The organism is Micromonospora sp. NPDC049900, assembly GCF_044461025.1.
In the GTDB taxonomy this organism is placed as follows: Bacteria; Actinomycetota; Actinomycetes; order Mycobacteriales; family Micromonosporaceae; genus Micromonospora.
The window spans coordinates 166360-188879 of the sequence record NZ_JBITKM010000002.1; the positions used below are offsets into that span (position 1 = coordinate 166360).

General features: G+C 72.6%; 18 protein-coding genes. 10 read left to right on the forward strand and 8 right to left on the reverse strand.

Features of this window, described 5'->3' with window-relative positions; all coding sequences use genetic code 11:
* Positions 1 to 8: 8 nt before the first annotated feature.
* A complete protein-coding gene (locus ACIBMZ_RS05285) occupies positions 9 to 1166 on the reverse strand; it encodes a helix-turn-helix domain-containing protein (protein WP_396691294.1) in 1158 nt (385 codons plus the stop codon).
* A 381-nt stretch (positions 1167 to 1547) separates the two neighbouring features.
* Here ACIBMZ_RS05285 and ACIBMZ_RS05290 point away from each other — a divergent pair, with 381 nt between their 5' ends.
* The 4 genes from ACIBMZ_RS05290 to ACIBMZ_RS05305 all read left to right on the forward strand — a co-directional run bounded on the left by ACIBMZ_RS05290 (position 1548) and on the right by ACIBMZ_RS05305 (position 7101).
* Entirely contained in the window at positions 1548 to 1775 is a 228-nt protein-coding gene (locus ACIBMZ_RS05290) for a winged helix-turn-helix domain-containing protein (RefSeq protein ID WP_117227522.1), read from the forward strand.
* 140 nt (positions 1776 to 1915) lie between these two features.
* The gene (locus ACIBMZ_RS05295) at positions 1916 to 3991 is read left to right on the forward strand and encodes a maltotransferase domain-containing protein (RefSeq protein ID WP_396691296.1); all 2076 of its coding nucleotides are present in this window, start codon (positions 1916 to 1918) and stop codon (positions 3989 to 3991) included.
* Positions 3979 to 6081 (forward strand): 1,4-alpha-glucan branching protein GlgB, encoded by a 2103-nt coding sequence (gene glgB, locus ACIBMZ_RS05300; RefSeq protein ID WP_396691298.1) that lies wholly within the window; start codon positions 3979 to 3981, stop codon positions 6079 to 6081. The genes ACIBMZ_RS05295 and glgB overlap by 13 nt, the downstream gene beginning before the upstream one ends.
* Before the next feature lie 483 nt (positions 6082 to 6564).
* The gene (locus ACIBMZ_RS05305; RefSeq protein WP_396691300.1) at positions 6565 to 7101 is read left to right on the forward strand and encodes a hypothetical protein; all 537 of its coding nucleotides are present in this window, start codon (positions 6565 to 6567) and stop codon (positions 7099 to 7101) included.
* A 34-nt stretch (positions 7102 to 7135) separates the two neighbouring features.
* Here the strand turns inward: ACIBMZ_RS05305 and ACIBMZ_RS05310 are convergent, their stop codons facing one another.
* Complete coding sequence (locus ACIBMZ_RS05310) at positions 7136 to 8176, reverse strand: App1 family protein (protein WP_396691302.1); 1041 nt, start codon at positions 8174 to 8176, stop codon at positions 7136 to 7138.
* 213 nt (positions 8177 to 8389) lie between these two features.
* On the opposite strand from ACIBMZ_RS05310, the gene ACIBMZ_RS05315 reads away from it, so the two are divergent.
* From ACIBMZ_RS05315 to ACIBMZ_RS05330, 4 genes are all read left to right on the forward strand, one after another.
* Positions 8390 to 10021, forward strand: a complete 1632-nt coding sequence (locus ACIBMZ_RS05315; RefSeq protein WP_396691304.1) for an ArnT family glycosyltransferase — start codon at positions 8390 to 8392, stop codon at positions 10019 to 10021.
* A gap of 8 nt (positions 10022 to 10029) precedes the next feature.
* A complete protein-coding gene (gene yaaA, locus ACIBMZ_RS05320) occupies positions 10030 to 10824 on the forward strand; it encodes a peroxide stress protein YaaA (protein ID WP_396691305.1) in 795 nt (264 codons plus the stop codon).
* Positions 10825 to 10923: 99 nt separating this feature from the next.
* Entirely contained in the window at positions 10924 to 11598 is a 675-nt protein-coding gene (locus tag ACIBMZ_RS05325) for a hypothetical protein (protein ID WP_396691307.1), read from the forward strand.
* Positions 11599 to 11748: 150 nt separating this feature from the next.
* Positions 11749 to 12711 carry a TAXI family TRAP transporter solute-binding subunit gene (locus ACIBMZ_RS05330; protein ID WP_396691308.1) on the forward strand — a complete coding sequence of 321 codons (963 nt, stop codon included), beginning with the start codon at positions 11749 to 11751 and terminating at the stop codon, positions 12709 to 12711.
* Here ACIBMZ_RS05330 and ACIBMZ_RS05335 read toward each other — a convergent pair.
* The 6 genes from ACIBMZ_RS05335 to ACIBMZ_RS05360 all read right to left on the reverse strand — a co-directional run bounded on the left by ACIBMZ_RS05335 (position 12690) and on the right by ACIBMZ_RS05360 (position 20611).
* Positions 12690 to 14165, reverse strand: coding sequence for a sensor histidine kinase (locus ACIBMZ_RS05335; RefSeq protein WP_396691310.1), 1476 nt, complete (start codon positions 14163 to 14165; stop codon positions 12690 to 12692). The genes ACIBMZ_RS05330 and ACIBMZ_RS05335 overlap by 22 nt on opposite strands.
* The gene (locus ACIBMZ_RS05340; RefSeq protein WP_396691312.1) at positions 14166 to 14822 is read right to left on the reverse strand and encodes a response regulator transcription factor; all 657 of its coding nucleotides are present in this window, start codon (positions 14820 to 14822) and stop codon (positions 14166 to 14168) included.
* 146 nt (positions 14823 to 14968) lie between these two features.
* On the reverse strand, positions 14969 to 15280 hold the full coding sequence (locus tag ACIBMZ_RS05345) for a hypothetical protein (protein WP_396691314.1): 312 nt from the start codon (positions 15278 to 15280) through the stop codon (positions 14969 to 14971).
* A 257-nt stretch (positions 15281 to 15537) separates the two neighbouring features.
* Positions 15538 to 17295: a CDP-glycerol glycerophosphotransferase family protein gene (locus tag ACIBMZ_RS05350; RefSeq protein ID WP_396691316.1), complete on the reverse strand. Its 1758-nt coding sequence runs from the start codon at positions 17293 to 17295 to the stop codon at positions 15538 to 15540.
* 183 nt (positions 17296 to 17478) lie between these two features.
* Positions 17479 to 19794, reverse strand: coding sequence for a DUF6077 domain-containing protein (locus ACIBMZ_RS05355; RefSeq protein WP_396691318.1), 2316 nt, complete (start codon positions 19792 to 19794; stop codon positions 17479 to 17481).
* A 178-nt stretch (positions 19795 to 19972) separates the two neighbouring features.
* Positions 19973 to 20611: a TetR/AcrR family transcriptional regulator gene (locus ACIBMZ_RS05360; RefSeq protein ID WP_396691319.1), complete on the reverse strand. Its 639-nt coding sequence runs from the start codon at positions 20609 to 20611 to the stop codon at positions 19973 to 19975.
* 167 nt (positions 20612 to 20778) lie between these two features.
* Here ACIBMZ_RS05360 and ACIBMZ_RS05365 point away from each other — a divergent pair, with 167 nt between their 5' ends.
* Complete coding sequence (locus ACIBMZ_RS05365; RefSeq protein ID WP_396691321.1) at positions 20779 to 21678, forward strand: ABC transporter permease; 900 nt, start codon at positions 20779 to 20781, stop codon at positions 21676 to 21678.
* Positions 21679 to 21688: 10 nt separating this feature from the next.
* Positions 21689 to 22489 carry an ABC transporter ATP-binding protein gene (locus tag ACIBMZ_RS05370; protein ID WP_396691874.1) on the forward strand — a complete coding sequence of 267 codons (801 nt, stop codon included), beginning with the start codon at positions 21689 to 21691 and terminating at the stop codon, positions 22487 to 22489.
* Positions 22490 to 22520: the final 31 nt, after the last annotated feature.

Sequence of the window (22520 nt, forward strand, 5' to 3'; positions counted from 1 at the left end):
ACCACAGCTCACCCCGCACCGTCGCCACCGACGTGCAGGCTGGTGGCGAGGCGGGTGAGCGCGGCGGGAGCGGTGGCGGCGCGGGCCACCACGGCGACCAGAGCGCGGGCGGACGGGCGCTCGCGTACCTCGCCGGGGGCGGTCCGCTCGGCGTCCAACAGCGCCCGCCCCGCCTGGAGCATGTCGCCGAGGCGGGCGTGCGCGCGGGCCACGTCGAGCAGGTACGCCGCGCGGTGCTCGGTCGGCAGCCACCGCCACCCGTTCCCCGCCGTCAGCCGTTCGTGTCGAGCCGCCGCCACCCCGACGTCCCCGAGGTCGGCCGCGATCACCACCCGCGCCGCCTCCACCGCCGCCGTACCGTAGCCGTCCGGCAGCTCGGGCACGATCGCCGCAGCCTGGTCGATCAGCTCGCGCGCGCTGCGGCCGTCGCCCCGACCTCCGGCGGCCAGACCCGCCTGGACCAGCAACGTCGTGCGGAGAGTCGCCGCGTCGCCCGCCCCACGCGCGATCCGTTGCGCGGCCACGACCGCCGCGTCCATCGCCGACCGTCGCCGCCCGACCGCCCGCAGCGCCTGACTCAGCGGTACGGTCGCGGCGGCCAGCAGCGCGTTCCCGGCACCCAGGGCGACGGCCATCCCCCGGTCCGCCGCCAACCACGCCGACTCCCGCTGGTCCACCTTGATCAGAGCCAGAGCAACCAGCCCGTACGCGCCGACCAGCAGCTCGTCACCGACCGGATCGGGCGGGTCGACCCGCACCTGCCGGACCGTGTCGAGCAGGTCGGGTAACAGCCTGAGCAGGGCCGGGTACCGGGCATGCCGATAACTTTGCTCGGCATGGTCCAGCCGGGCGCGCACCTGCTCCACGTCGACGGGCCGGGACGACGCCGGGACGTGGTACTTCGCCAGGGCCGCCCGAACCCGCTCCACACCGGCGGCAGCGGGCGCGGATCGCCCGGCCCGGTCCGGCAGCAGGCTCGCCAGGTCGATCCGGAGCGCGTCGGCCACCTCGCGCAGGTTCGACACCCGCTCCACCCGGCGCTCGCCACGTTCGACCTTGTCCACCCAGCTCTTGGACTTGCCGATCCGGTCGGCGAACTGCTGCTGCGTCATGTTCCGCCGGACCCGCCACTGCGCGATCCGCCGCCCCACCGGCACCTCACTCACCGCCACACACCCCCGCCGCCCGACCCCACCCCACCCACCGCGCCGATCATGGAGTTGTGGTTCGTCCAAAGGCCGCGTACCGCCACAAACCTGCTGCCACAACTCCATGATCGACGACTGAACACCGGACGCGGGATGTCGGGCGGGGGCTGGTGCATCCGTGCCTCCTTGCGAGTGGCGGGAGGTGGGGCAGGGCGAGCACATCGGGAAGTGCGGGCAGGGCGGGGCGGCACGGGGACCCGCCCCGCCCTGGTCAAAGGCACTCCGCTGCTGACGAGAGGCCCACCACAACTTAGCGCACACTGTATACACAGTCAACACTGCACGCACAGAGTGCAGCCCCGGCGTGGCATGCTCGACGCGCTGACGAGAGGCGTTGCCATGCCCAGACAACCCGTGTACGAGCAGGTCATCGCCGACGTGATCGCGTCGGTTCGATCCGGCGCACTGCGGCCCGGCCAGAAGCTGCCGTCCATCGCCCAACTGTGTGAGCAGTACCAGGCGAGTCCGACGCCGATCAGGTTCGCGCTCCGCATCCTCGACGAGCGGGGCTGGATCGAGGTCCACCAGGGCAAGGGATCGTTCGTGTCGCCGGAACCGCCGGCCTGATCTGCCACGCGCGTCGGCCGACGCGCCCCGCACGAGGGCAGATCGAGCCAGTGCGAGGGCGGCGGGTGGCGACGGGGCAAGCGGGGCACGGTACGGCGGTCGAACGAGCGCGAGCCGATCTCGCACAGTAGGTTGAGGCGGTGAGCGGACGGTTCCCGATCGAAGACGTCTCCCCTGTCGTCTCCTGCGGTCGCTACCCGGCCCGAGCCGTCGTCGGCGAGGTGGTGCCGGTCTCGGCAGTCGCCTACCGCGAGGGGCACGACGCGCTCGGCTGCAACGTGGTCTGGTTGGGCCCGGACGGGCTGGCGCGACCGTTCACCCGGATGAGACCGGGCGAGCCGGGCCGGGACCGGTGGCACGCCACGATCGTCCCGGACGCCGTCGGCGAGTGGATGTTCACCGTCGAGGCGTTCAGCGACCCGTACCTGACCTGGCACAACGCGGTGACCAAGAAGGTCGCCGCAGGCCAGGGGCCGACCGAGCTCGCCAACGACCTGGCCGAGGGCGTACGCGTGCTGCGGGCCGCCGCCGAGCTGGTCCCGGCCGCCGAGCGGGCGGGCCTGGACGGGGCGGTGCGCGCGCTGCGCGACACCGCGCTGCCGCTGCCGCAGCGGGTGGCTCCGGCGCTGGCGCTGGCCGACCTGCTCTGGGCGCACCCGGTCCGGGAGCTGGTCACCACCGGCGAGGAGTACCGCATCTGGGTGGACCGTGAACGTGCCCTCTTCTCCGCCTGGTACGAGTTCTTCCCCCGCTCCGAGGGCGCGATCCCGGCCACCGTCGACGCCCCGGCCCGGTCCGGCACGTTCGCCACCGCCACCGAGCGGCTGCCGGGGGTGGCCGCGATGGGCTTCGACGTGCTCTATCTGCCGCCGATCCACCCGATCGGCCGGGTCAACCGCAAGGGCCCCAACAACACGCTGGTCGCCGGGCCGGACGACGTGGGTTCGCCGTGGGCCATCGGCGCCGCCGAGGGCGGGCACGACGCCATCCACCCCGATCTGGGTACGCCGGAGGACTTCCGCGACTTCGTCGCCGCCGCCGCCGAACACGGCCTGGAGGTGGCGATGGACCTGGCGTTGCAGTGCGCCCCCGACCACCCCTGGGTGACCGCGCACCCGGAGTGGTTCACCACCCGGGCCGACGGCAGCATCGCGTACGCGGAGAACCCGCCGAAGAAGTACCAGGACATCTATCCGGTGAACTTCGACAACGACCCGGAGGGCATCCGCGCCGAGGTGCTGCGGGTGGTGCGGCACTGGGTCGGCGAGGGCGTGAAGATCTTCCGGGTGGACAACCCGCACACCAAGCCGGTCGACTTCTGGCACTGGCTGATCGGCGAGGTCAAGCGGGTCGACCCGGACGTGTTGTTCCTCGCCGAGGCGTTCACCCGACCGGCGATGATGCACGGGCTGGCGAAGGTCGGCTTCACCCAGTCGTACACGTACTTCACCTGGCGGACCTCGGCTGCCGAGATGAGGGAGTACTGCGAGGAACTGGTGGCGGCGGCCGACTACATGCGGCCGAACTTCTGGCCGAACACGCCGGACATCCTGCACGCCTCGTTGCAGCACGGCGGACCGCCGATGTTCAAGATCCGGGCGGTGCTGGCCGCGCTGCTCTCCCCCTCCTGGGGCATGTACGCCGGGTTCGAACTCTTCGAGCACGTCGCGCGCCCCGGCGCGGAGGAGTACATCGACAACGAGAAGTACGAGCTGCGTCCCCGGGACTGGGCCGGCGCGCTGGCGCAGGGGAGGTCGCTGGCTCCGTTCATCGCCACCCTGAACCATGTCCGCCGGGAGAATCCGGCTCTGCACCGACTGCGGAACCTGGTCTTCCACGACATCGACAACCCGGCGCTGCTCTGCTGGTCCAAGCACGACCCGACGACCGGCAACACGGTGCTGGTGATCTGCTCGTTCGACTCGCACACCGTGCAGTGGGGCAACACCACGCTGGACATGCCCGCGTTGGGCCTGGACTGGCACGACCGGTTCACCGTGCACGACGCGCTGACCGGCGCCGCCTACGACTGGGGACAGCGCAACGCGGTCCGCCTCGACCCGTACCTGCAACCCGCGCACGTGCTGGTGCTGCGCCGCCCCGACGCCACCGCACCCGACACCGCGCCCGACACCGCCAGCACCGCGCCCACCGCCGCCCGTCCCCGCAGCGGCACCGACTCCGCCACGAAGGACGACGCCCGATGGACCAGTTGATCTCCGGGGAGACCCACGACCCGCACGCCGTGCTCGGGGCCCACCCGGCGAACGGGCGTACGGTGATCCGCACGATGCGCCGGGGCGCGGCCGAGGTGTGCCTGCTCGTCGGGGAACGGCGGTACCCGATGACCCGGGTGCACGACGTCGGCGTGTTCGAGGCGACCGTCCCCGGCGAGGTCCTCGACTACCGCGTCGAGGTGGACGGGCAGCCACACGACGACCCGTACCGCCACCCGCCGACCCTGGGCGAGTTGGACCTGCACCTGATCGGCGAGGGCCGACACGAGCGGCTCTGGGAGGCGCTCGGCGCCCGGGTACGCGAGGACGGCGTGGCGTTCACCGTGTGGGCGCCCAACGCCCGGGGCGTACGGGTGATCGGCGACTTCACCGGCTGGGCACCGGACGACGGCTGGCCGATGCGGTCGCTGGGCTCCACCGGCGTGTGGGAGGTCTTCGTGCCCGGGGTGGCGTCCGGCGCCCGGTACAAGTACCGCGTGCTCGGCGCGGACGGGTACTGGCGGGACAAGGCCGACCCGCTCGCCGCGTACGCGGAGGTGCCGCCGGCCACCGCCTCGGTGGTGCACCGCTCGACCTACGAGTGGACGGACGCACAGTGGTTGGCCCGGCGGGCGAGGCAGCAGCCGCACCAGGAGCCGATGAGCGTGTACGAGGTGCACCTCGGCTCGTGGCGGCCCGGCCTCGGCTACCGGGAGCTGGCCGAGCAGTTGACCGCGTACGTGGTGGAGCTGGGCTTCACCCACGTGGAGTTCCTGCCGGTGATGGAGCACCCGTTCGGCGGTTCCTGGGGCTACCAGGTGACCGGCTACTTCGCGCCGACGTCGCGGTTCGGCGACCCGGACGACTTCCGGTACCTGGTGGACCGCCTGCACGCCGCCGGTATCGGGGTGATCCTGGACTGGGTGCCCGCGCACTTCCCCAAGGACGAGTGGGCGCTGGCCCGCTTCGACGGCACCCCGCTCTACGAGCACCCGGACCCGCGTCGCGGCGAGCACCCCGACTGGGGCACGTACGTCTTCGACTTCGGCCGCCGCGAGGTCCGCAACTTCCTGGTCGCCAACGCGCTCTACTGGCTGGATCAGTTCCATGTCGACGGGCTGCGGGTGGACGCGGTCGCCTCGATGCTCTACCTCGACTACTCCCGCGCCGACGGGCAGTGGGTGCCCAACCAGTACGGCGGCCGGGAGAACCTGGAGGCCATCGCGTTCATGCAGGAGACCGACGCGACGGTCTACAAGCACCACCCCGGGGTGGTGATGATCGCCGAGGAGTCCACCGCCTGGCCGGGGGTGACCCGCCCGACCAGCGACGGCGGGCTGGGCTTCGGTTTCAAGTGGAACATGGGCTGGATGCACGACACCCTGCTCTACACCTCGAAGGACCCGATCTACCGGCAGCACCACCACCATCAGCTCACCTTCTCCCTGGCGTACGCCTGGAGCGAGAACTACGTGCTGCCGATCAGCCACGACGAGGTGGTGCACGGCAAGGGGTCCCTGCTCGCCAAGATGCCCGGCGACCAGTGGCAGCGCCTGGCCAACGTGCGCGCGCTGCTGGCGTACATGTGGGCGCACCCGGGCAAGCAACTGCTCTTCATGGGCTGCGAGCTGGCCGACGAGCGGGAGTGGAGCGAGGAGCGCGGCCTCGACTGGTATCTCCTGCACGACCCGGCCCGGGCCGGCGTGCAACGCCTCGTCGGCGACCTCAACCGGGTCTACCGGGACACCCCCGCCCTGTGGACACAGGACACCTCCCCCGCCGGGTTCCGCTGGCTCGCCGGTGACGACGTCGCCAACAACACCGTCTCGTTCGTCCGGATCGCCCCCGACGGCGCGACCCTGGTCTGCATCGCCAACTTCTCCGCCCGCCCGCTGGACGACTACCGGGTCGGCCTGCCGGCGGCGGGCACCTGGGCCGAGGTGCTCAACACCGACGCCCACCACTACGGCGGCTCCGGCGTCGGCAACCTCGGCACCGTCCACGCCCAGGACATCCCCTGGCACGGGCTGCCCGCCTCGGTGGCACTGCGCGTCCCCCCGCTCGGCGTCCTCTGGCTCCGCCCGGCCTGACCACTGCCCGGGTCGCCGTCACGGGCGTGGCCGTCACGGGCGTGGCCGTCACGGGCGTGGCCGTCACGGGCGTGGCCGTCACGGGCGTGGCCGTCACGGCCTGCGGGCCCTGGTTACTTCCTCTGCGCCTGTCGAGCTGAACCGTTTGCGCCATCGCAGCGCCAGGCACGACACGCCGCAGCCTGGTGGCCACCTTCCGCGATCCGTTCCCGCTCTCAGCTCGACAGGTCGCCGTCGGCACCCTCGTCGACTCGTGCGGGGGCCCGAACCTGCGGCACACAGCCAGGCCCCGAGCGGGGGCAGGCCGTCGGGTGGGGCATCGCAGACGGCGCGGGACCCTGACCACCTCATGTCTGCGTGACAGCGCGCTCACCAGGTCGGTAACAATTCGCCGGGCTCGCACGTAGGTCACCGAGCGGTGAACCACCGGCGCCCGCGCGCCCGTACCTCCGGGGGTAGTTGACGACGAGGGGGAGAGCATCGATGGCGAGCAGCAGGCGTACGACCCGGAGCAGTCGGCGCGGGACATCACCGCGACAGCGCAAGATCGCGGGGGCCACGGCGATCGGGGTGACCCTCGGCGTGGCCTTCGCGATGGCGACCGGAACCAGCTCGGCGAGTGAGAACTGCGAGGGTCTCGACACGGCCGTGGGCAGCAACCTCGCCTTCATCGCCGACCAGTTGGTGTTCCCGGACCCGCTGTCGGAGGCCCGGATCGCCAACCGGCAGGCCGTCATCGACCAGCTCGAACAGCGACGCGCGGCGGCCGGTTGCACCGATGAGGTCGAGGTGCCGGACGCGGACCCGAACGCGGCGCTCAACGGCGGCGCGGCGGAGAACTGCGACGGCCTGGACACCGCCGTCCGAAACAACCTGACCTTCATCGCCGGTCAGCGGCAGAACCCGGACGCGCTGTCGGAGGCCCGGATCGCCAACCGGGAGGCGGTCATCGACCTGCTCGAAGACCGCCGGCACCTGGCCGGCTGCACGGGCGAGGTGACGCTCACGCCCGGCGGCTGACGCCCGGCGGGCTCGCAAGAAGCGGTACAGCGCCTCAGACCAGGCCGGCGCCGCGCAGCAGGGTCCAGAGGCCCGCGCCGTCGGGGGCGGAGAGCCACTTCTGCCCGATCGGCCCCTCGGCAGGGCTGTCGTGCGGGACGGGGAGGCTACCGGCCAGCACCGCCTGGGTGGGTGAGAGCCGCCGGATCGCCACGCCCGCCACGTTGTCCGGGTGGGCGGCGGCGAACTCACGGTAGATCTCCGGGTCGTGCTGGCCGTCGTCGCCGACGAGCAGCCAGCGTACGTCGGGGAATTCCTTGGCCAGCCGGGCCAGGGTGGCGCGCTTGTGCTCCCGGCCGCTGCGGAACCAGCGGTCGTGGGTGGGTCCCCAGTCGGTCAGCAGCAGCGGCCCGGCCGGATAGAGGTGCCGGGACAGGAAGCGGGTGAGTGTCGGGGCGACGTTCCACGCGCCGGTGGACAGATAGAACACCGGGGCGCCGGGGTGCGCGGTGACCAGGCGCTCGTAGAGCACGGCCATGCCGGGCACCGCCATCCGGGCGTGCTCGTCGAGCACGAACGTGTTCCAGGCGGCGAGCAGCGGCCGGGGCAGCGCGGTGACCATGACCGTGTCGTCGATGTCGGAGAGGACGCCGAAGCGGACCTCCGGGTCGAGGATGCGGACCGGTGCCTCGACCGGCTCGGCGTCCTGGACGCTGAGCCGTACCGACCCCCAGCCGGGTGGCAGGTTCGTCTCCACCACGACGTCGACGAAGCCGCTGCGGTCGGCCCGCGTCTCGTGGGTCACCCCACCGGTCTCGATGGTCACGGTGACGTGCTTGGCGGGCAGCGTGGTGAAGCTGCGCCAACCCCGGACCTTCTCCAGCCGGCCCCGCTGACGGGTGTCCGGTCGCCCGAGCAGCACCCGGCACATCACCCGCGCCCAGCCGGGGGCACCGTATCCGGTGTAGGCGATGATGTTGATCCGCCAGCCCGTCCGGCGTAGCCGACGCTCGACCACGGCGTGCACCGCGTCCTCGATCCGTGCGGCCCGATGCAGGGTCGGTATGGCCAGTTGGCCGGCGGAAGTGGGTGACACGGGTGCAACCCTGCCACACGTCGGCGACCTCGGCCACGCGAGAGCCGCCCCGGCACCCCGTCGGCGACCCCGGACGACCCGCACCGCCGACCGGTCGGCCACCGCGCCGACAGCGCCGTGCCGCCGGGCGCGCGAGCCCGCCCGAACTGCGGCAAAGCGGCCCGTAGCGCCGTGCAGCCGTGCGAGACTCCGGACGGGACGACGACGGGGGCGATGGTCGTGCCACGTGCAGGGTCGCAATCAGGGCGACAGCGCGGACGGGGATGGCTCCGGCTCGACCGGCCGGCGTTCGTCGCGCTGCTCCTCGGGCTGGCCGGGGTCGGCTACCGGCTGTACCTCGTGCTGCACACCGTGCCGGTGTCCAACAGCGACGAGGCGACGTTCGGGCTGGCCGCGCTGCACATCGCCGAGGGCCGCGAGCACCCGGTCTTCCTGTACGGCCAGCGCTACATGGGAATGTTGCAGTCGTACCTGGCCGCTCCCCTGCTCGCGGTCGGCGGTCCGAGCTGGCCGTTGCTGCGGCTGCCGGTGCTCGCGCTCTACGCGGTGTTCCTCTGGCTGATCCACCGGCTGACCCGGCGGATCGGGTCGCCGTGGTTCGCCACCCTGGTCGTCGGTCTGCTGGCGCTCGGCTCCGAGCGGGTGATCCGGGACCAGGTGACGACCGTCGGCGGTCGACCGGAGGTCAAGGTCGCGGTGTTGGCGATGCTGCTGCTGGTCGCCGGGCTGGCCCAGGGCACGGTGCGCCACCGTCGGCTGGCCGTCGGCGTCTTCGGGCTGCTCGCCGGGGTGGCCGTCTGGTCGGACTGGCTGATCGTGCCGTACCTGGCGGTGGCCGGGCTGGCGCTGGTGTGGGCGGTACGCCGGGAGTTGCTCGGCGGGGCCGGGCTGCTGCTGCTCGTCGGATTCGCCGTCGGCATCGCCCCGATGATCCGCGACAACCTCGTCGCACCGCCCGGACAGGACTCCCTCTCGGTGCTGCGCACCATCAGCGGCGGCACCGCAGCACCGCCGCCGTGGGCGCAGCGGCTGGACGGCGGGTTGCTGGAGGGGGTGTCGCTGGCGGGTGGACTCTGCCCGCTCTCCGGCTGCGCCCGCTGGCAGGAGTGGTTCGGGCTGCTCTACCCGGTGCTGCTGGTCGTCGCGGCGGTGCTGGCCGGGCTCGCGTACCGCCGGGGGGCCGGGCGGGCCGACCGCCTCGCCCCGGTGCTGCACCTGGCGTTGCTCGGCGGGGCGGCGTTGACGCTGCTGGCGTACGTGCGCAGCTCGCTCGCCGCGACCGACCCGCTGGGCAACGCGCGGTACCTGTCGGTGCTGCAACTGTCGATGCCGGCGGTGCTGTGGCCGCTCTGGTCGGCGGCGGTGGCCGGCGCTCGGGGCGCGGTCGGCGCGTGGCGGCGGCTGGTCGGCGCGGTCGCCACCGCCGTCCTGGCCGCCCTGGCGGCGACCTCGTTGGTGGTCACGGTCCTGTTCGCCACCGCCGGTGCGGACCCCGGCCGACGGGAGGAACGGTACGCACGGCAACTGGCCGCCACGGTCCACGCGGCCGGTCTGCACGAGGTGTACGGCGAGTACTGGACCTGCAACCGCCTGATCTTCAACACCGCCGAGAAGGTCGTCTGCGGGGTGCTCGACGGCGAGCTGCACCCCGGTCAGAACCGCTATCCGAAGTACTGGTGGCGGCTCGCCCGCGCCACCCGTCCGGGGTACGTGCTGGCGGCCGGGGCACCGGCGGACCGGCGGCTGCGGGAACTGCTCGGCGACCGCGCGGACGGCAGCCTGCTCGCCGAGATCGGTGGCTTCCGCGTGTACCACCCGCCGGAGCCACTGCGCCCCTGGCGTTAGAGTCGCCCATGCTCATCCTGCTGCCGCCCTCCGAGGGCAAGGCCGACGCCGGCACCGGCCGCAAGCTGGACCTGGACCGGCTCTCGCTGCCGGCGCTCAATCCCGCCCGCCGGGAGGTGCTGGACGCGCTGGTGGCACTCTCCTCCGGGCCACCGGAAGCGGCGCTGGACGCACTCGGGCTCAGCGCCGGCCAGCACGGCGAGTTGCGGCGCAACGCCCGGCTGACGGCGGCGGCCACCGCTGCGGCCGGGGCGATCTACACCGGCGTGCTCTACGAGGCCCTCGACCTGGCCACGCTCCCGCCCACCGCCCGACGGGCGGCGCAGCGGCAGGTGCTGGTCAGCTCCGGGCTGTGGGGGGCGGTCCGGCTGACCGACCGGATCCCGCCGTACCGCTGCGCGATCGGGGCCCGCCTGCCCGGTGTGGGTGCGCTGTCGGCGTACTGGCGGCGGGTGTTGGGGCCGGTGTTGACCGAGGCGGCCGGCAGCGCCGTGGTGCTCGACCTGCGGTCCGGCGCGTACGCCGCCACCTGGGCGCCGCGCGGCGCAGCGGCCGAGCGCGTCGTGACGGTGCGGGTGCTGCACGAACGTGAGGTGGACGGGCAGCCGGTGCGGTCGGTGGTCAGTCATTTCAACAAGGCCACCAAGGGCCGACTGGTGCGGGACCTGCTGCTCGCCGGCGCCCGCCCACGCACCACGGATGCGCTGGTCACGGCGCTGCGGGACCTCAAGTACACGGTGTGCGAACAGGTCGGCGCGCCGGGCCGTCCACGTCAGATCGACGTTGTGGTTTCCGAACTGTAACCAGGCGCAAGATTTCCTCAAGGCTGAGCCGGATCGGTACCACCCGCGGGTGTCACAGGTCACCGTAAGGAGGACCCGACACCACAAGGAGGCACTCCGGTGGTTGCCGCACCCATTCTGCTCGACCGGCATCGCCAGGCGACGACCCTGCCGCCGTTGGACTGGACCACGCTGGCCGACGCGTTCGAGACAGCCTGCCTACTGCGCTGCATGCCGCCTCCGGCGGCTCCCGGCAACCGGTACGCGGGCCAGCAACCCGCCATCCCGGCGACGATCGAGTTCAACCGGGAGGAGGCGGCGCGGCGGACCCGACAGCTACTCGACCGCCTGCACATCCCGGTCCGGCACGAGACGGCGGTGGGCGGGCTGCGCCGCCGCTACGAACTGCACCAGATCCACATCGCCCGCGAGCACCGCACGGCGTACGCGGCGATGGTGGAGAACGGGTGGCGGCGGGGCCGCCGCGAGTTGCTCGGGGGGCCGGTGCCCGGTGCCTCGACGGCCCGGCGGCTGTGGCGTACCCGACTGGCCGCCGCCGCCTGGCGGGCCGCCCTGCTGGCCGGTGGCCGGCACGTCCGTCGGCACATCCTCGGCGTCCGGATCACCGACCGGGAGTTGGCCGCCGTGCTGGTGCGCGGCGCGGCCCTGCTGGACGTGCCGGCGCTGCTGCGTCCCGGCACCGGCTGCTTCCTGGTCAGTGTCGCGCACGGCCGGGATCGCGAGCAGATCCTGCGCCACGCCGGAGAGGAGGCGGCCCACCGCCCAGTCGCCTGATCCGTGGCCGACCGGACGGCCGGAACGGCTCGCCGACCGCCGGTCGACACCACCCGGACGGCCCCGGCAGACCTGCCGGGGCCGTCCGGAGAGCGCTTCCGCCGCCTCTGGGCTTGCGCCACAGGGGTCCGGCGGCGCACAGTGCTGCCCGTGAGCCGTACCCGGTACACCGCCCGAGCCCGGCGACGCGGCGCCCGCGCCACGCTGGCACTGACCGTGTTGCTGGCCCTGCCCGGTCTCAGCGCCTGCCGGGAATCTCCAGATAAGACAGTGCATATCCGGATCGCCACCGGCAGCCCGACCGCCGTCTACCACGCCTTCGGCGAGTCCCTGGCGGCCATCCTCAACCGGGAACTGCCCGACGTACGCGCCGAGGTGATGGTCACCGCCGCCTCGGCGGAGAACGTCCGGCTCCTCGGCGCCGGCCAGGCCGAACTCGGCTTCACCCAGGCCGACGTGCTGCCCGCCGATCCCGGGCCGCACCCGCAGGTGGTGGCGGTCGCCCGGGTCTACGACGACCTGCTGCACCTGGTCACCACCGCGAACAGCCCGGTGCAGACCCTGACCGACCTGCGCGGGCGGCGGGTCTCGGTCGGTGCGCCCGGTTCCGGCACCGAGATCACGGTGCAGCGGCTGCTCGCCGCCGCCGACCTCGACGACGGCCGGGTACGCCAGGAACGGCTCGGCCTCGACGACTCGGTGGCCGCGCTGCGGGACGGGCGGATCGACGCGTTCTTCTTCTCCGGCGGGCTGCCGGTGCGGGCGGTGGCCCAGTTCGCCCAGGACACCCCGACCCGCATCGTCGACCTCGGCGAGTGGACCGCCCCGCTGCGCGTGGGCAACCCGGAGGTGTACGTGCCACGGGACATCCCCCGCTCGGTGTACGGCATCGACGCGGTCACCACCGTGGCCAACCCCAACTATCTGCTGGTCCGTGCCGACCTGCCGGAACCGCTGGTCCGCGAGGTGACCCGGCTGCTGATGGAACGGCGCTCCGAACTGGCCAGCGCCCATCCGGCGGCCGGACGGATGAGTCCCCGCTCGGCGATCGCCACCTCACCGCTGCCGCTGCATCCCGGCGCCGCCGACTACTACCGGGCCAGCAAGCCCTGATCCTCGCCGGCCACCGAGGCCGGCGGCACCGGCTCGGTGGACGCCGGGCCGGGCGGCGCGGCCGGTGCGCCGGGATCGGCCGGCTCGCTGGGTGCCGGGAACCACAGGGCCGCCACCAGCCCCCGTGGCGCGTTCGGGTGCATGGTCAACCGACCGTCGGAGGCGTCGACGAGCACCGCGGCGATGGTCAGCCCCAGCCCGGCACCGTCGACGTTCTGCACCTCCGGTGCCCGCCAGAAGCGTTCGGTGGCCTGGCCGAGCTGATCGGAGGTCATACCCGGACCGGTGTCGCGCACCTCCAGGGCGATCCCACCCTCGCGGGTCGCGACGGAGACGGTCACCTCACCGCCCACCCCGCTGAACTTCACCGCGTTGTCGATCAGCGCGTCCAGCGCCTGGTCGATGGCGGTCGGCACGGTCTGGGCGTACGTCGGCGCGGGGTCGGCCGCCAGGCGCAGGGCGACCTTGCGGTGCCGGGCCAGCGGCTCCCACGCGGCGACCCGGGACGCGGCCACCGCCACCGCGTCGACGGTCACCCGCTGGTTCTCCCGCCGCTCGGCCCGGGCGAGCGTGAGCAGCGCGTCGAGCAGCAGCGCCAGCCGATCGGTTTCCTCCAGGGCCAGCCGGTGCTCGGCGCGGCCGTCCTCGTCGGTCAGGCTCGGTCCCAGCTCCTCCACCCGCAACCGCAGCGCCGTCAACGGGTTGCGGAGCTGGTGGCTGGCGTGCGCGACGAACGCGCGTTGGCGGTCCATCACGTCGGAGACGGCGTCGGCCATGTGGTTGAAGCTCGCCGCCAGGCGGCGCAACTCGGGTGGGCCCACCTGGTGCTGCACCCGGGCACCCCGGTCGCCCTCGGCGATCTCGTGGGTGACCGCGTCCAGCTCGGTGACCGGGCGCAGCACCCAACCGGCCAGCCCGAACGCGGTCAGCACGCAGGCCAGCACCGCCAGCGTGCCCAGCGCGGCGAGCAGCAGCCACCAGGTGGCCACGGTCCGGCGCACCCCGTCGGACGGGGTCGCGGTCACCACCGCGCCGAGCACCTCGCCGCCGTCGTTGATCGGCACCGCCACCACGATCGGCCCGTACACCCAGGGCCAGACCGACTCCGGTCCGCTGTTCTGCTGGCCGGACAGGGCGATGTCCAACGCCTCGCGGGTGCCGGTGCCCGGCCGGTAGCTGCCCGACGCGACCACCACCCGCCGGTCCCGGTCGACCACCGCCGCGCCGATGCCGAACAGATCGTCGTAGCTGCTCAACTCGGCGTCCAACGGGCCGGAGACACCGCTGCGCAGCGCCGGACCGGCCAGCGAGGCGAACCGGGTGGCGTCGGCGATCCGGTCCGCCCGGACCCGCTCGGTCTCCCGGGTGGTCAGCGTCATCCCCAGCGGCAGGCCCAACGCCGCCAGCACCAACACCATCAGCAGGAGGTAGCTGATCACCAGCCGGCGGCGCACTCACTCGCTCCGCAGCCGGTAGCCGACGCCACGAACGGTCTCCACCAGCCGCGCGTCGCCGAGCTTGCTCCGCAACGAGCCGACGTGCACCTCCACGGTGTGCCGGTCGGCGAAGGTGGTCCCCCAGGCGTCGAGCAGGATCCGGTCGCGCGGCACCGCGACACCGGGCTGCCGGGCCAGCGAGACCAGCACGTCGAACTCCTTGCGCGTCAACGCGACCGGGCGTTCGGCCACGGTGACCGTACGGGCCGCCACGTCGATGCGCAGCCGCCCGGCCTCGATCAGGTTGCGCTCCGGCGCCGCGTGCGAGGCCCGACGCAGCACCGCCTCGATGCGGGCCTGCAACTCCACCATCGAGAAGGGCTTGACCACGTAGTCGTCGGCGCCGAGCCGCAGACCGAGCACCCGGTCCCGTTCCTCACCCCGGGCCGTCACCGCGATGATGCCGAGCTGGTTGCTGCGGCGGCGCAGTTCGCGGCAGAGGTCGGTGCCGTCGCCGTCGGGCAGGGTCAGGTCCAGCAGCACCAGATCGCACGGCGCGGCGGAGAGGGCGGCGGAGACGGTCGCCGCGTGCTCCACCTCGTAGCCGCGGCGCGTCAGCGCGGACGACAACGCGGCGGCCACCCGACGGTCGTCCTCGACCAGCAGGATGCGCACCCGGCCTCCCCGTTCGGTCTGCTCCGCTGACCCCGCATGGTCCCGGTCGGACTCCACCGGCCGTGGGGTCACGGTCGGCGGAACTGACCTTAGATGGTCGCAGACAACCGCCCCGGGTGACAGGCCCAGGACCGGGTGACGGTGAGTCAGAGGCCGAAGACCTCGTCGGCGGTGGCGTCGCGTACGCCGTCCGTGAAGCCACGGAAGGCCGGGTCGTCGTGACTGGCCGGCACGGTGGTGACCAGCTCGCCCGTGGCCTCGGTGACCGCGTCCACCAGCGGCGGGAAGTCGATCTCGGCGTCGGCGAGCGTGTCGTCGTCGGCCTGGCCGAGGTTGATCACCTGCTGTACGTCCTCGGCGGCGGTGTCGGGGTCGCCGGCCCAGTCCGCACCGGCCCGGTAGCACTCGTCGTAGAGCGCCCGCTGGCTGTCGGTCCAGTCCTCGTGGTAGCTCTCCACGCCCGTCCCCTCTCCCGCGACCTGCCTCCGAGCATGCCCGTCCGCGCGCCCGGCCGGGCGCGTACCGGACAAAACCGGTCCCGGCGCGCCGCCGCCGGCTCGCTTGCGGGCCGGACCGACGCCGCGCCGCATGTCGGACGGCGGCCCGGCCCGGTGCCGGACGACGACGCGACCCGCCGCCGGTGCCCAGTCCGACGCCGGACGGCGACGCGCCCGGAACGACAGGTCGTCCCGGGCGCGTGGCGGTCGCGGAGCGGTCAGTGGCAGAGCCGCCCGATCTCCTCGGCGAACCGGTCCATCGGGTTCGCCTCGGCCGGGCCGAGCAGATAGGTCTTCAGGTCCCGACGGGCGTCGGTCATCGGGTCGTCACCGGCCCGGGTCACCGCGACGATCTTCTCCAGCTCACCGCAGTCCGCCGCGAGCAGGTACGCCGCCCGCGAGGTGGGGAAGGTCCGCCGGAACTCGTCCTCGGGCAGCCCGGCCGGGTTGGCCACCACGTACGGCCGCTGGCTCTGCACGAAGTCCGAGACCACGCTGGAGACGTCGCTGATCAGCAGGTCGGTCTGGTTGAAGCAGTCGAACAGCGCGGGCACCCGGCCGGTGACCACCCGGTGCGCCGGCCCGTCCAGGCCGCTCGCGTCGACATCGCCGCCGGCCGCCCGGATCCGCTCGACGATCCGCTGGTGCACCGCCTTGGCCTGCTTGGACCGGGTGCCGGTCAACGGGTGCGGCTTGTAGATCAGCCGGACGGCGGGACGGGTGGCCAGCAGCGTGGCCACGATCCGGTCCCCCATCAGCATCAGCGAGGTGTGGTACGGGTCGTCGTCGAGCCAACCCTCCCAGGTGGGCGCGTACAGCACGGTGAACGGCCGGTCGACGGCCTCCGAGCCGAAGGTGTGCACACCGGCCAACTGCGGACGGCCGATCTCCACGATGTCGGCGTCCAGCACGCCCACCCCGGCCCGCGCGTACCGCTCCCGACCGGCCAGGCCGGCGACCCACACCTCGTCGTACACCTTGCTGTACGGGTTGACGCTGGCCGCCTTGTCGCTGTCGCCGTGCCCGACGAAGACGTGCTTCATGCCGGGCTCACGCAGCATGTGGATGTTCGGCCCGACGTTGGCGGCGTACAGGGTGGCCCGGATGCTGCTCTTGTCCAGGTTCATGAAGTCCGGCGCGGCCGGCACGAAGATCACCGGCAGCCGGGTGTCGGCCAGCTCCACGAAGGCGTCCCGGCTGCGCATCAGCACCACCGCGCGGCGGCCCAGCGCCTCGATCGGCGCCAGCCACATGTTCGCCTGGTAGACGTCCTTGGCCGGGCCGGCGAAGTAGAGCGCCACCTCCGGGCGGTAGCTGTTGAGCCAGTTCTGCACGGCCGGCAGTTGCGGGCTCTGCCCGGTGCCCCGGCCACGCAGCCAGGTGAGGGCGACGATGCCGCCGATCACCCCGGCCAGCCCGACGGCCACCAGACCGGCGAGGAAGACCGGCGTCACGTCGTCGGCGGCGACGGCCACCACGGCGGCCGGGATGAGCAGGACGTTCGTCCACGGCAACCGGTCACCGGCCACCTCGGCGGCCCATTCCGGCGGGCGGGGGGCGGACCGCATCCGGCCCAGGTCGATGTTGCGGACCAGGGCGGAGACCGGGTTGCGCCGGTCGATCATCCGGTTGAACGCCCCGGCGAAGACGGCGATCAGCCACACCCCGGCGGGCAGCAGGAGCAGCAGGGTCAGCTCGGTGCCGGTCAGCGACACCTGGGAGGCGACCAGCAGCACCACCGACAGGTCCCGGCCCAACTGCCGGTAGACCCGGTTGATGCCGACCTTCTGCAGCAGGGTCGCGGTGGCCGGTGACCACCGCTCCACGGCGAACTCGCCCAACACCGCCGCCGTCCCGGCGACCGCGAAGAGGACCACCCAGCCGAGCGCGCCAGCGGCGAGTAACACCAGGTAGGACGCCACCAGCAGGGCGCCACGCGCGGCGACGCCGACGCGTGAACTCAACATGCCGAACAACGAGTACGCTCCCTAACGAGATCGATGACCGGCTGGATACGCCTCGAACGGCCGCCAGCGTAGCTGCGACCTTAACGCGAAACCTCGCCGGGACAACGCTCGGGTATCCGGCATCTTTCGCCCAAACCGTCGACCACGCGAAACGGACGGCACACGTAACCGATCCGAAATCCGCCGGACGCGTCAGTCCCGACGCAGACAGGTGACCCCGCCCGGCTGATCGGGCACCGGGGGCGGCAACTCGGCGAACTCGGTGTAGCCGAGACGGGCCGCGGTCCGTCGGGCGAACCGGTTGCCGTTGTAGACGCAGATCGTCCCCACGTCCAACCGCTCCAACGCCTCGGACACCTCGTCCCGGGTCGGCCGTCCCTCCGCCGGCCCCCCGTCGGAGAACCGGGTCAGCAGCAGGCGGTCCTTCGCGAACTGCGACTCCAGGTCGTACTCGACCAGATAGAAGTCGCGCGGCAGCACCACCCGGACCTCGCTGGTCACCATCGGCATGGCCCGCATGATGGTGGCCGGGGCGAGCAGGAAGCCGTCCGGCCGGTCGAGGGTGACGATCCACTCCGCGATGACCTGCCGCCGCTCCGGGATCTTCCAGCTCGGCCGGTCGCGCATCTCCACCCAGCTCCGCTCGGACCACATCGGAGTGGCGTAGACCGCGAACGAGGCGATCATCGAGCCGGCCAGCACCACGCCCACCAGCGCCCGTACCGAGCGGAACCGGGTGGGCAGCCAGACCGTGCAGAGCAGCCCGATCAGTGCGGGCAGGGCGAGCAGCCACGGCACCCGCCAGAGCACCACCGAGATGCCGGTCAGCGCGCCGAGCCACTCCAGCACCCCGGGCACCATCAGCACGCTCAGCGTCAGCGCACCGCCGGCCGCCAGCAGTCCGGCCGTACGGCGACGGGCCAGCAGCGGCCCGCACCACAGCGCGAGTCCGCCGATCACGCCGACGATGCCGATCTCGAAGGTGCGCCGGTAGGTGTACGCGGCGTCGTACGCGACCGCGTCGGCCCCGTCCGCGGTGCCCTGCCCCAGCACGATCTGGGTCAACACCACCGAGCCGACCGGGTACGCCAGGGCGACGACACCGACCAGCAGCGCCGACTTCCAGCGCCCGACCAGCAGCATCATCAGCGCCGCCCCGCCGACCAGCATCGGCAGGATGATCGCCGCCGTGGTGGTCAGCCCGATGGCGGTGACCGACAGCGCGAAGACGAGCACCAGGTGACGCTTGCGCCCGTCGTCGAACCAGCGGGTCAGGTAGTACCACATCAACGGCACGACAGCCGAGACGAACATGCCCTTGCCCTCGTACAGCCGGGGCAGGTGGAACGTGCCCAGCGCGGCGTCCGAGCCGGCGACCAGCGCGAGGAACGCGGCGGCCACGGTGAAGGCCAGCACCGGGCGGCGCGGCGCCCACCGGTGCACCACCCGCCAGAGCGCGAGTACGGCGAGCACCGCCATCACCGGCAGCAGCAGGAACCAGGTAGCCGAGGAGGCGTGCATGTCGAGGAACCGGCCCAGCGCGCCGGCCAGCACCTCGATGCTGGCGGTCGGCGGCAGCGACGCCATCGCCGGGAGCACGTTCTCGCTGAACAGGAAGTCGTTGAGCGGGACGATGTCGCGTTCGGCCACCCACACCGACCGGCCCACGTAGTAGACGTCGTCGGGGGTGTTGCGGGCGATGTAGAGCGAGGCCGCCGCCGCCACGCCGGAGATCAGCAACGCGTACAGCGACTGCCAGGCGTTCGGGGCGGGCGCGGAGGGCCGGTCCGGCGGGATGCGCCGCCACGTCCAGACGGTCAGCACCACCATGCCGACGGCGGCGACCGCTCCGGTCGAGGCGGGCCACCACCAGGAGATGTTCTCGCCTGCCGGGGTACCGGCCAGGCCCGCGGTGACCGCCGCCGCCACGCCGAAGAGCAGCACGACCGCCGTCGCCAGGCGCTGGGCGACCGGCATCCGGGCGGTCCGGCCGGTCGGCGTACCGGCAGAGGTGTCCGTGTCCTCGGTCGGCGTCGCGTCCGGCGTCGTACCGGCGCGCGTCGGCGCGTCCGCGCCGGTCGTGGTGTCGGGACCCGTGGTGGCGTCGGGACTAGTGGTGGTGTCGGGACCCGTGGTGGTGTCGGGATCCGTCGGGTCGGTGGGCGTCGCGGGTCGGGCGGCACGACGACGCAGGGCCCACTGACCCACCCGGACCAGCACCGCGAGCAGCGCCAGCGCCGGGCCGGTCACCAGCCAGATCCGGAGGGTCGACGACGGGGCCCAGCCGAGCGGCAGGCCGACGTGGTAGAGCAGCGTCCAGAGTGCGAAGGCCAGCACCGCGACGTCGGTCAGCACGGCCGGGATCGCGGCGATCCCCGCCCCGAGCCCGCGCAGACCGGCCCGGACGTACCGCCAGGGTGAAGGCTGCGGGCCGGGTGGGGTGGCGGTGGGACCGGTCGGTCCGTCGGCCGCCGCCGGAGCGGGCTCGGTGACGGTCTGGTCGGTCATCGACACACTGCGTCCTTGTCGTCGTACGTGCGGGTGCGGCTGGACACTCCACGGCCGTCTGGCAGACCCCGCGAACCACACCGAGCGTAGTCATCCCGGGTGTCGAGTCGAGCCGACGCGCAGTGACGCGCGGGCCCGATGCCCGATGCCTGCCAGCGGTACCCAGAGCTGGGCCGACTCAACCCCCGGCCGGGGCCGTACGCGGCCGGGGCAGCGGGTCCGGGGCGCCGAGCCCACGGGCCACCGACTCGACCAGGGTCTCCAGGTAGCTGTCCGTCAGCGGGGCACGGGCGACGGCGAGCCGCCAGTAGAGCGGACCCACGATCAGGTCGACCGCGGCGTCCCGGTCGAGGTCGGCGGTCACCTCGCCGCGCTCGACCGCGCGACCGATCAGCCGACCGACGACCTCCTGCTGCCGGGCGCGCAGCACCTGCTGGAGGGTCTCGTCGATGGTCGGGTTGCGGGCCGCCTCGGCGAGCAGGTCGGGGATGATCTGCGCGGCGAGCGGGTGCCGCAGGGCGTGCGCCACCACCTGGAACAGCAGCGCCAGGTCACCGCGCAGGCTGCCGGTGTCCAGCGCGGGCAGCCGGCCACCGGCTGCGGCGGCCACCACCTCCAGCACCAGGTCGAGCTTCGAGTTCCACCGGCGGTAGATGGCGGTCTTGCTGACCCCGGCGCGGCGCGCCACCGCCTCGATGGAGAGCCGGCCGTAGCCGACCGCCGCGAGTTCCTGCATCAGGGCCCGGCGGATGGCCGTGGTGATCTCGCCACGGAGCACCGCCGCACCGGCCGGCGTACGTCTCTTCCCGGTCGTCACCTGGGACTCTTCTCGACTGTCACGAGGAACAATGTAGCGCAACGACGGTACGGTTGCGTCCCGACGTCTTTCGGACTACTGTCCACGCAGCGGCGAGGCGGCGCTCCACGCTAGATTCCATCGTCGCGAACGTATCCGCCGCACGACAGATCGGAGCGCCCATCCCCATGGCCAACACCGCGCTGGCCGACCCCGATTCCGGCCTCACTCCCGCGCAACTGGCCGCCCGCCACGGCCTGCGGGTGGCCGGCGAGCGGCCGTCACTCCGCCGCTACAGCGGTGAGCTGTGGCGTTACCGGCACTTCATCACCGCGTACGCCAACGCCAAGTTGACCGCCTCGTTCAGCAACGCCCGGCTCGGGCAGCTCTGGCAGGTGCTCACCCCGCTGACCAACGCGGCGGTCTACTACCTGATCTTCGGCGTGGTGCTGGAGCAGAGCCGGGGCATCCCGAACTTCATCGCCTACCTCACCACCGGTCTGTTCATCTTCAACTTCACCCAGACCACGGTGCAGCAGGGCACCCAGGCGATCAGCGGCAACCTCGGCCTGATCCGGGCCCTGCACTTCCCCCGGGCCTGCCTGCCGCTGGCCATCACCACCACCCAGTTCCAGCAACTCCTCGGCTCGCTGGTGGTGCTGGTCTGCATCGTGGTGGCCACCGGTGAGCCGATCACCCTGATGTGGCTGATGCTGGTGCCGGCGGTGCTGCTCCAGACGGTGTTCAACGCCGGGTTGACCATGGTGGTGGCCCGGCTGGGCGCCAAGGCCACCGACCTCAAGCAGGTCATGCCCTTCGTGCTGCGGGCCTGGATGTACGGCTCCGGGGTGCTCTACAGCGTGACGCTGTTCTCCGACAACCTGCCCGGCTGGGCCACCGGGATCGTGCAGTTCAACCCGATGCTGGTCTACATCGAGCTGGCCCGCAGCGCCCTGCTGGAGGAGACTCCGCTGCTCAACGACTCGCTGCCGCTGACCTGGCTGATCGCGGTCGGCTGGGCGGTCGTGATGGGCGTCGGCGGCTACCTCTTCTTCTGGCGCGGCGAACAGGAGTACGGTCGTGGTTGATCACCTCGAGATGTCCAACGACGTGACGGTCACCCTGCCCCGGATCCAGGACCGGATCCCGACCGTGGTGGTGGACGACGCGCACATCGTCTATCGGATCCACAAGGGCGCCGCCGGCAACACCAGCCCGGTGGCCGCGTTCAAACGGATGGTGAGCCGCACCTCGGCACCGAACGTGCGCGAGGTGCACGCGGTGCGCGGGGTCACCTTCACCGCGTACCGGGGTGAGGCGATCGGGCTGATCGGCACCAACGGCTCCGGCAAGTCGACGCTGCTGCGGGCCATCGCCGGCCTGCTGCCGGTGGAGCGCGGCGCGGTCTACACCCAGGGGCAGCCGTCGCTGCTCGGGGTGAACGCGGCGCTGCTCAACGACCTGCCCGGTGAGCGCAACGTCACGCTCGGCTGCCTGGCCATGGGCATGCGCCCGGCCGAGGTCCAGCGCAAGCTCCCGGAGATCATCGAGTTCTCCGGGATCAACCAGCGGGGCGACTTCGCCTCCCTGCCGATGCGGACGTACTCGTCCGGCATGTCGGCCCGGTTGCGCTTCTCCATCGCGGCGGCCAAGCAGCACGACGTGCTGTTGATCGACGAGGCGCTGGCCACCGGCGACAAGGCGTTCCGCAAGCGCAGCGAGAAGCGGGTACGCGAGCTGCGGGAGAGCGCCGGCACGGTGTTCCTGGTGAGCCACCAGCTCTCCTCGGTCCGGGACACCTGCGAACGGACAATCTGGCTGGAATCGGGCCTGATCCGGATGGACGGGCCGACCGCCGAGGTATTGAAGGCCTACGAGGCGTTCACGAACGGCAAGTAGGGTCCGGGTGAACGTCCGACGCCCGCAGGGC

Excerpts from the sequence above, each read along its gene's own strand:
- ACIBMZ_RS05355 (WP_396691318.1), bottom strand. The coding sequence starts at position 19,794 with ATGACCGACCAGACCGTCACCGAGCCCGCTCCGGCGGCGGCCGACGGA.
- ACIBMZ_RS05365 (WP_396691321.1), top strand. The coding sequence starts at position 20,779 with ATGGCCAACACCGCGCTGGCCGACCCCGATTCCGGCCTCACTCCCGCG.
- glgB (WP_396691298.1), top strand. The coding sequence starts at position 3,979 with ATGGACCAGTTGATCTCCGGGGAGACCCACGACCCGCACGCCGTGCTC.
- ACIBMZ_RS05315 (WP_396691304.1), top strand. The coding sequence starts at position 8,390 with ATGGTCGTGCCACGTGCAGGGTCGCAATCAGGGCGACAGCGCGGACGG.
- ACIBMZ_RS05370 (WP_396691874.1), top strand. The coding sequence starts at position 21,689 with ATGTCCAACGACGTGACGGTCACCCTGCCCCGGATCCAGGACCGGATC.
- ACIBMZ_RS05305 (WP_396691300.1), top strand. The coding sequence starts at position 6,565 with ATGGCGAGCAGCAGGCGTACGACCCGGAGCAGTCGGCGCGGGACATCA.
- ACIBMZ_RS05290 (WP_117227522.1), top strand. The coding sequence starts at position 1,548 with ATGCCCAGACAACCCGTGTACGAGCAGGTCATCGCCGACGTGATCGCG.
- yaaA (WP_396691305.1), top strand. The coding sequence starts at position 10,030 with ATGCTCATCCTGCTGCCGCCCTCCGAGGGCAAGGCCGACGCCGGCACC.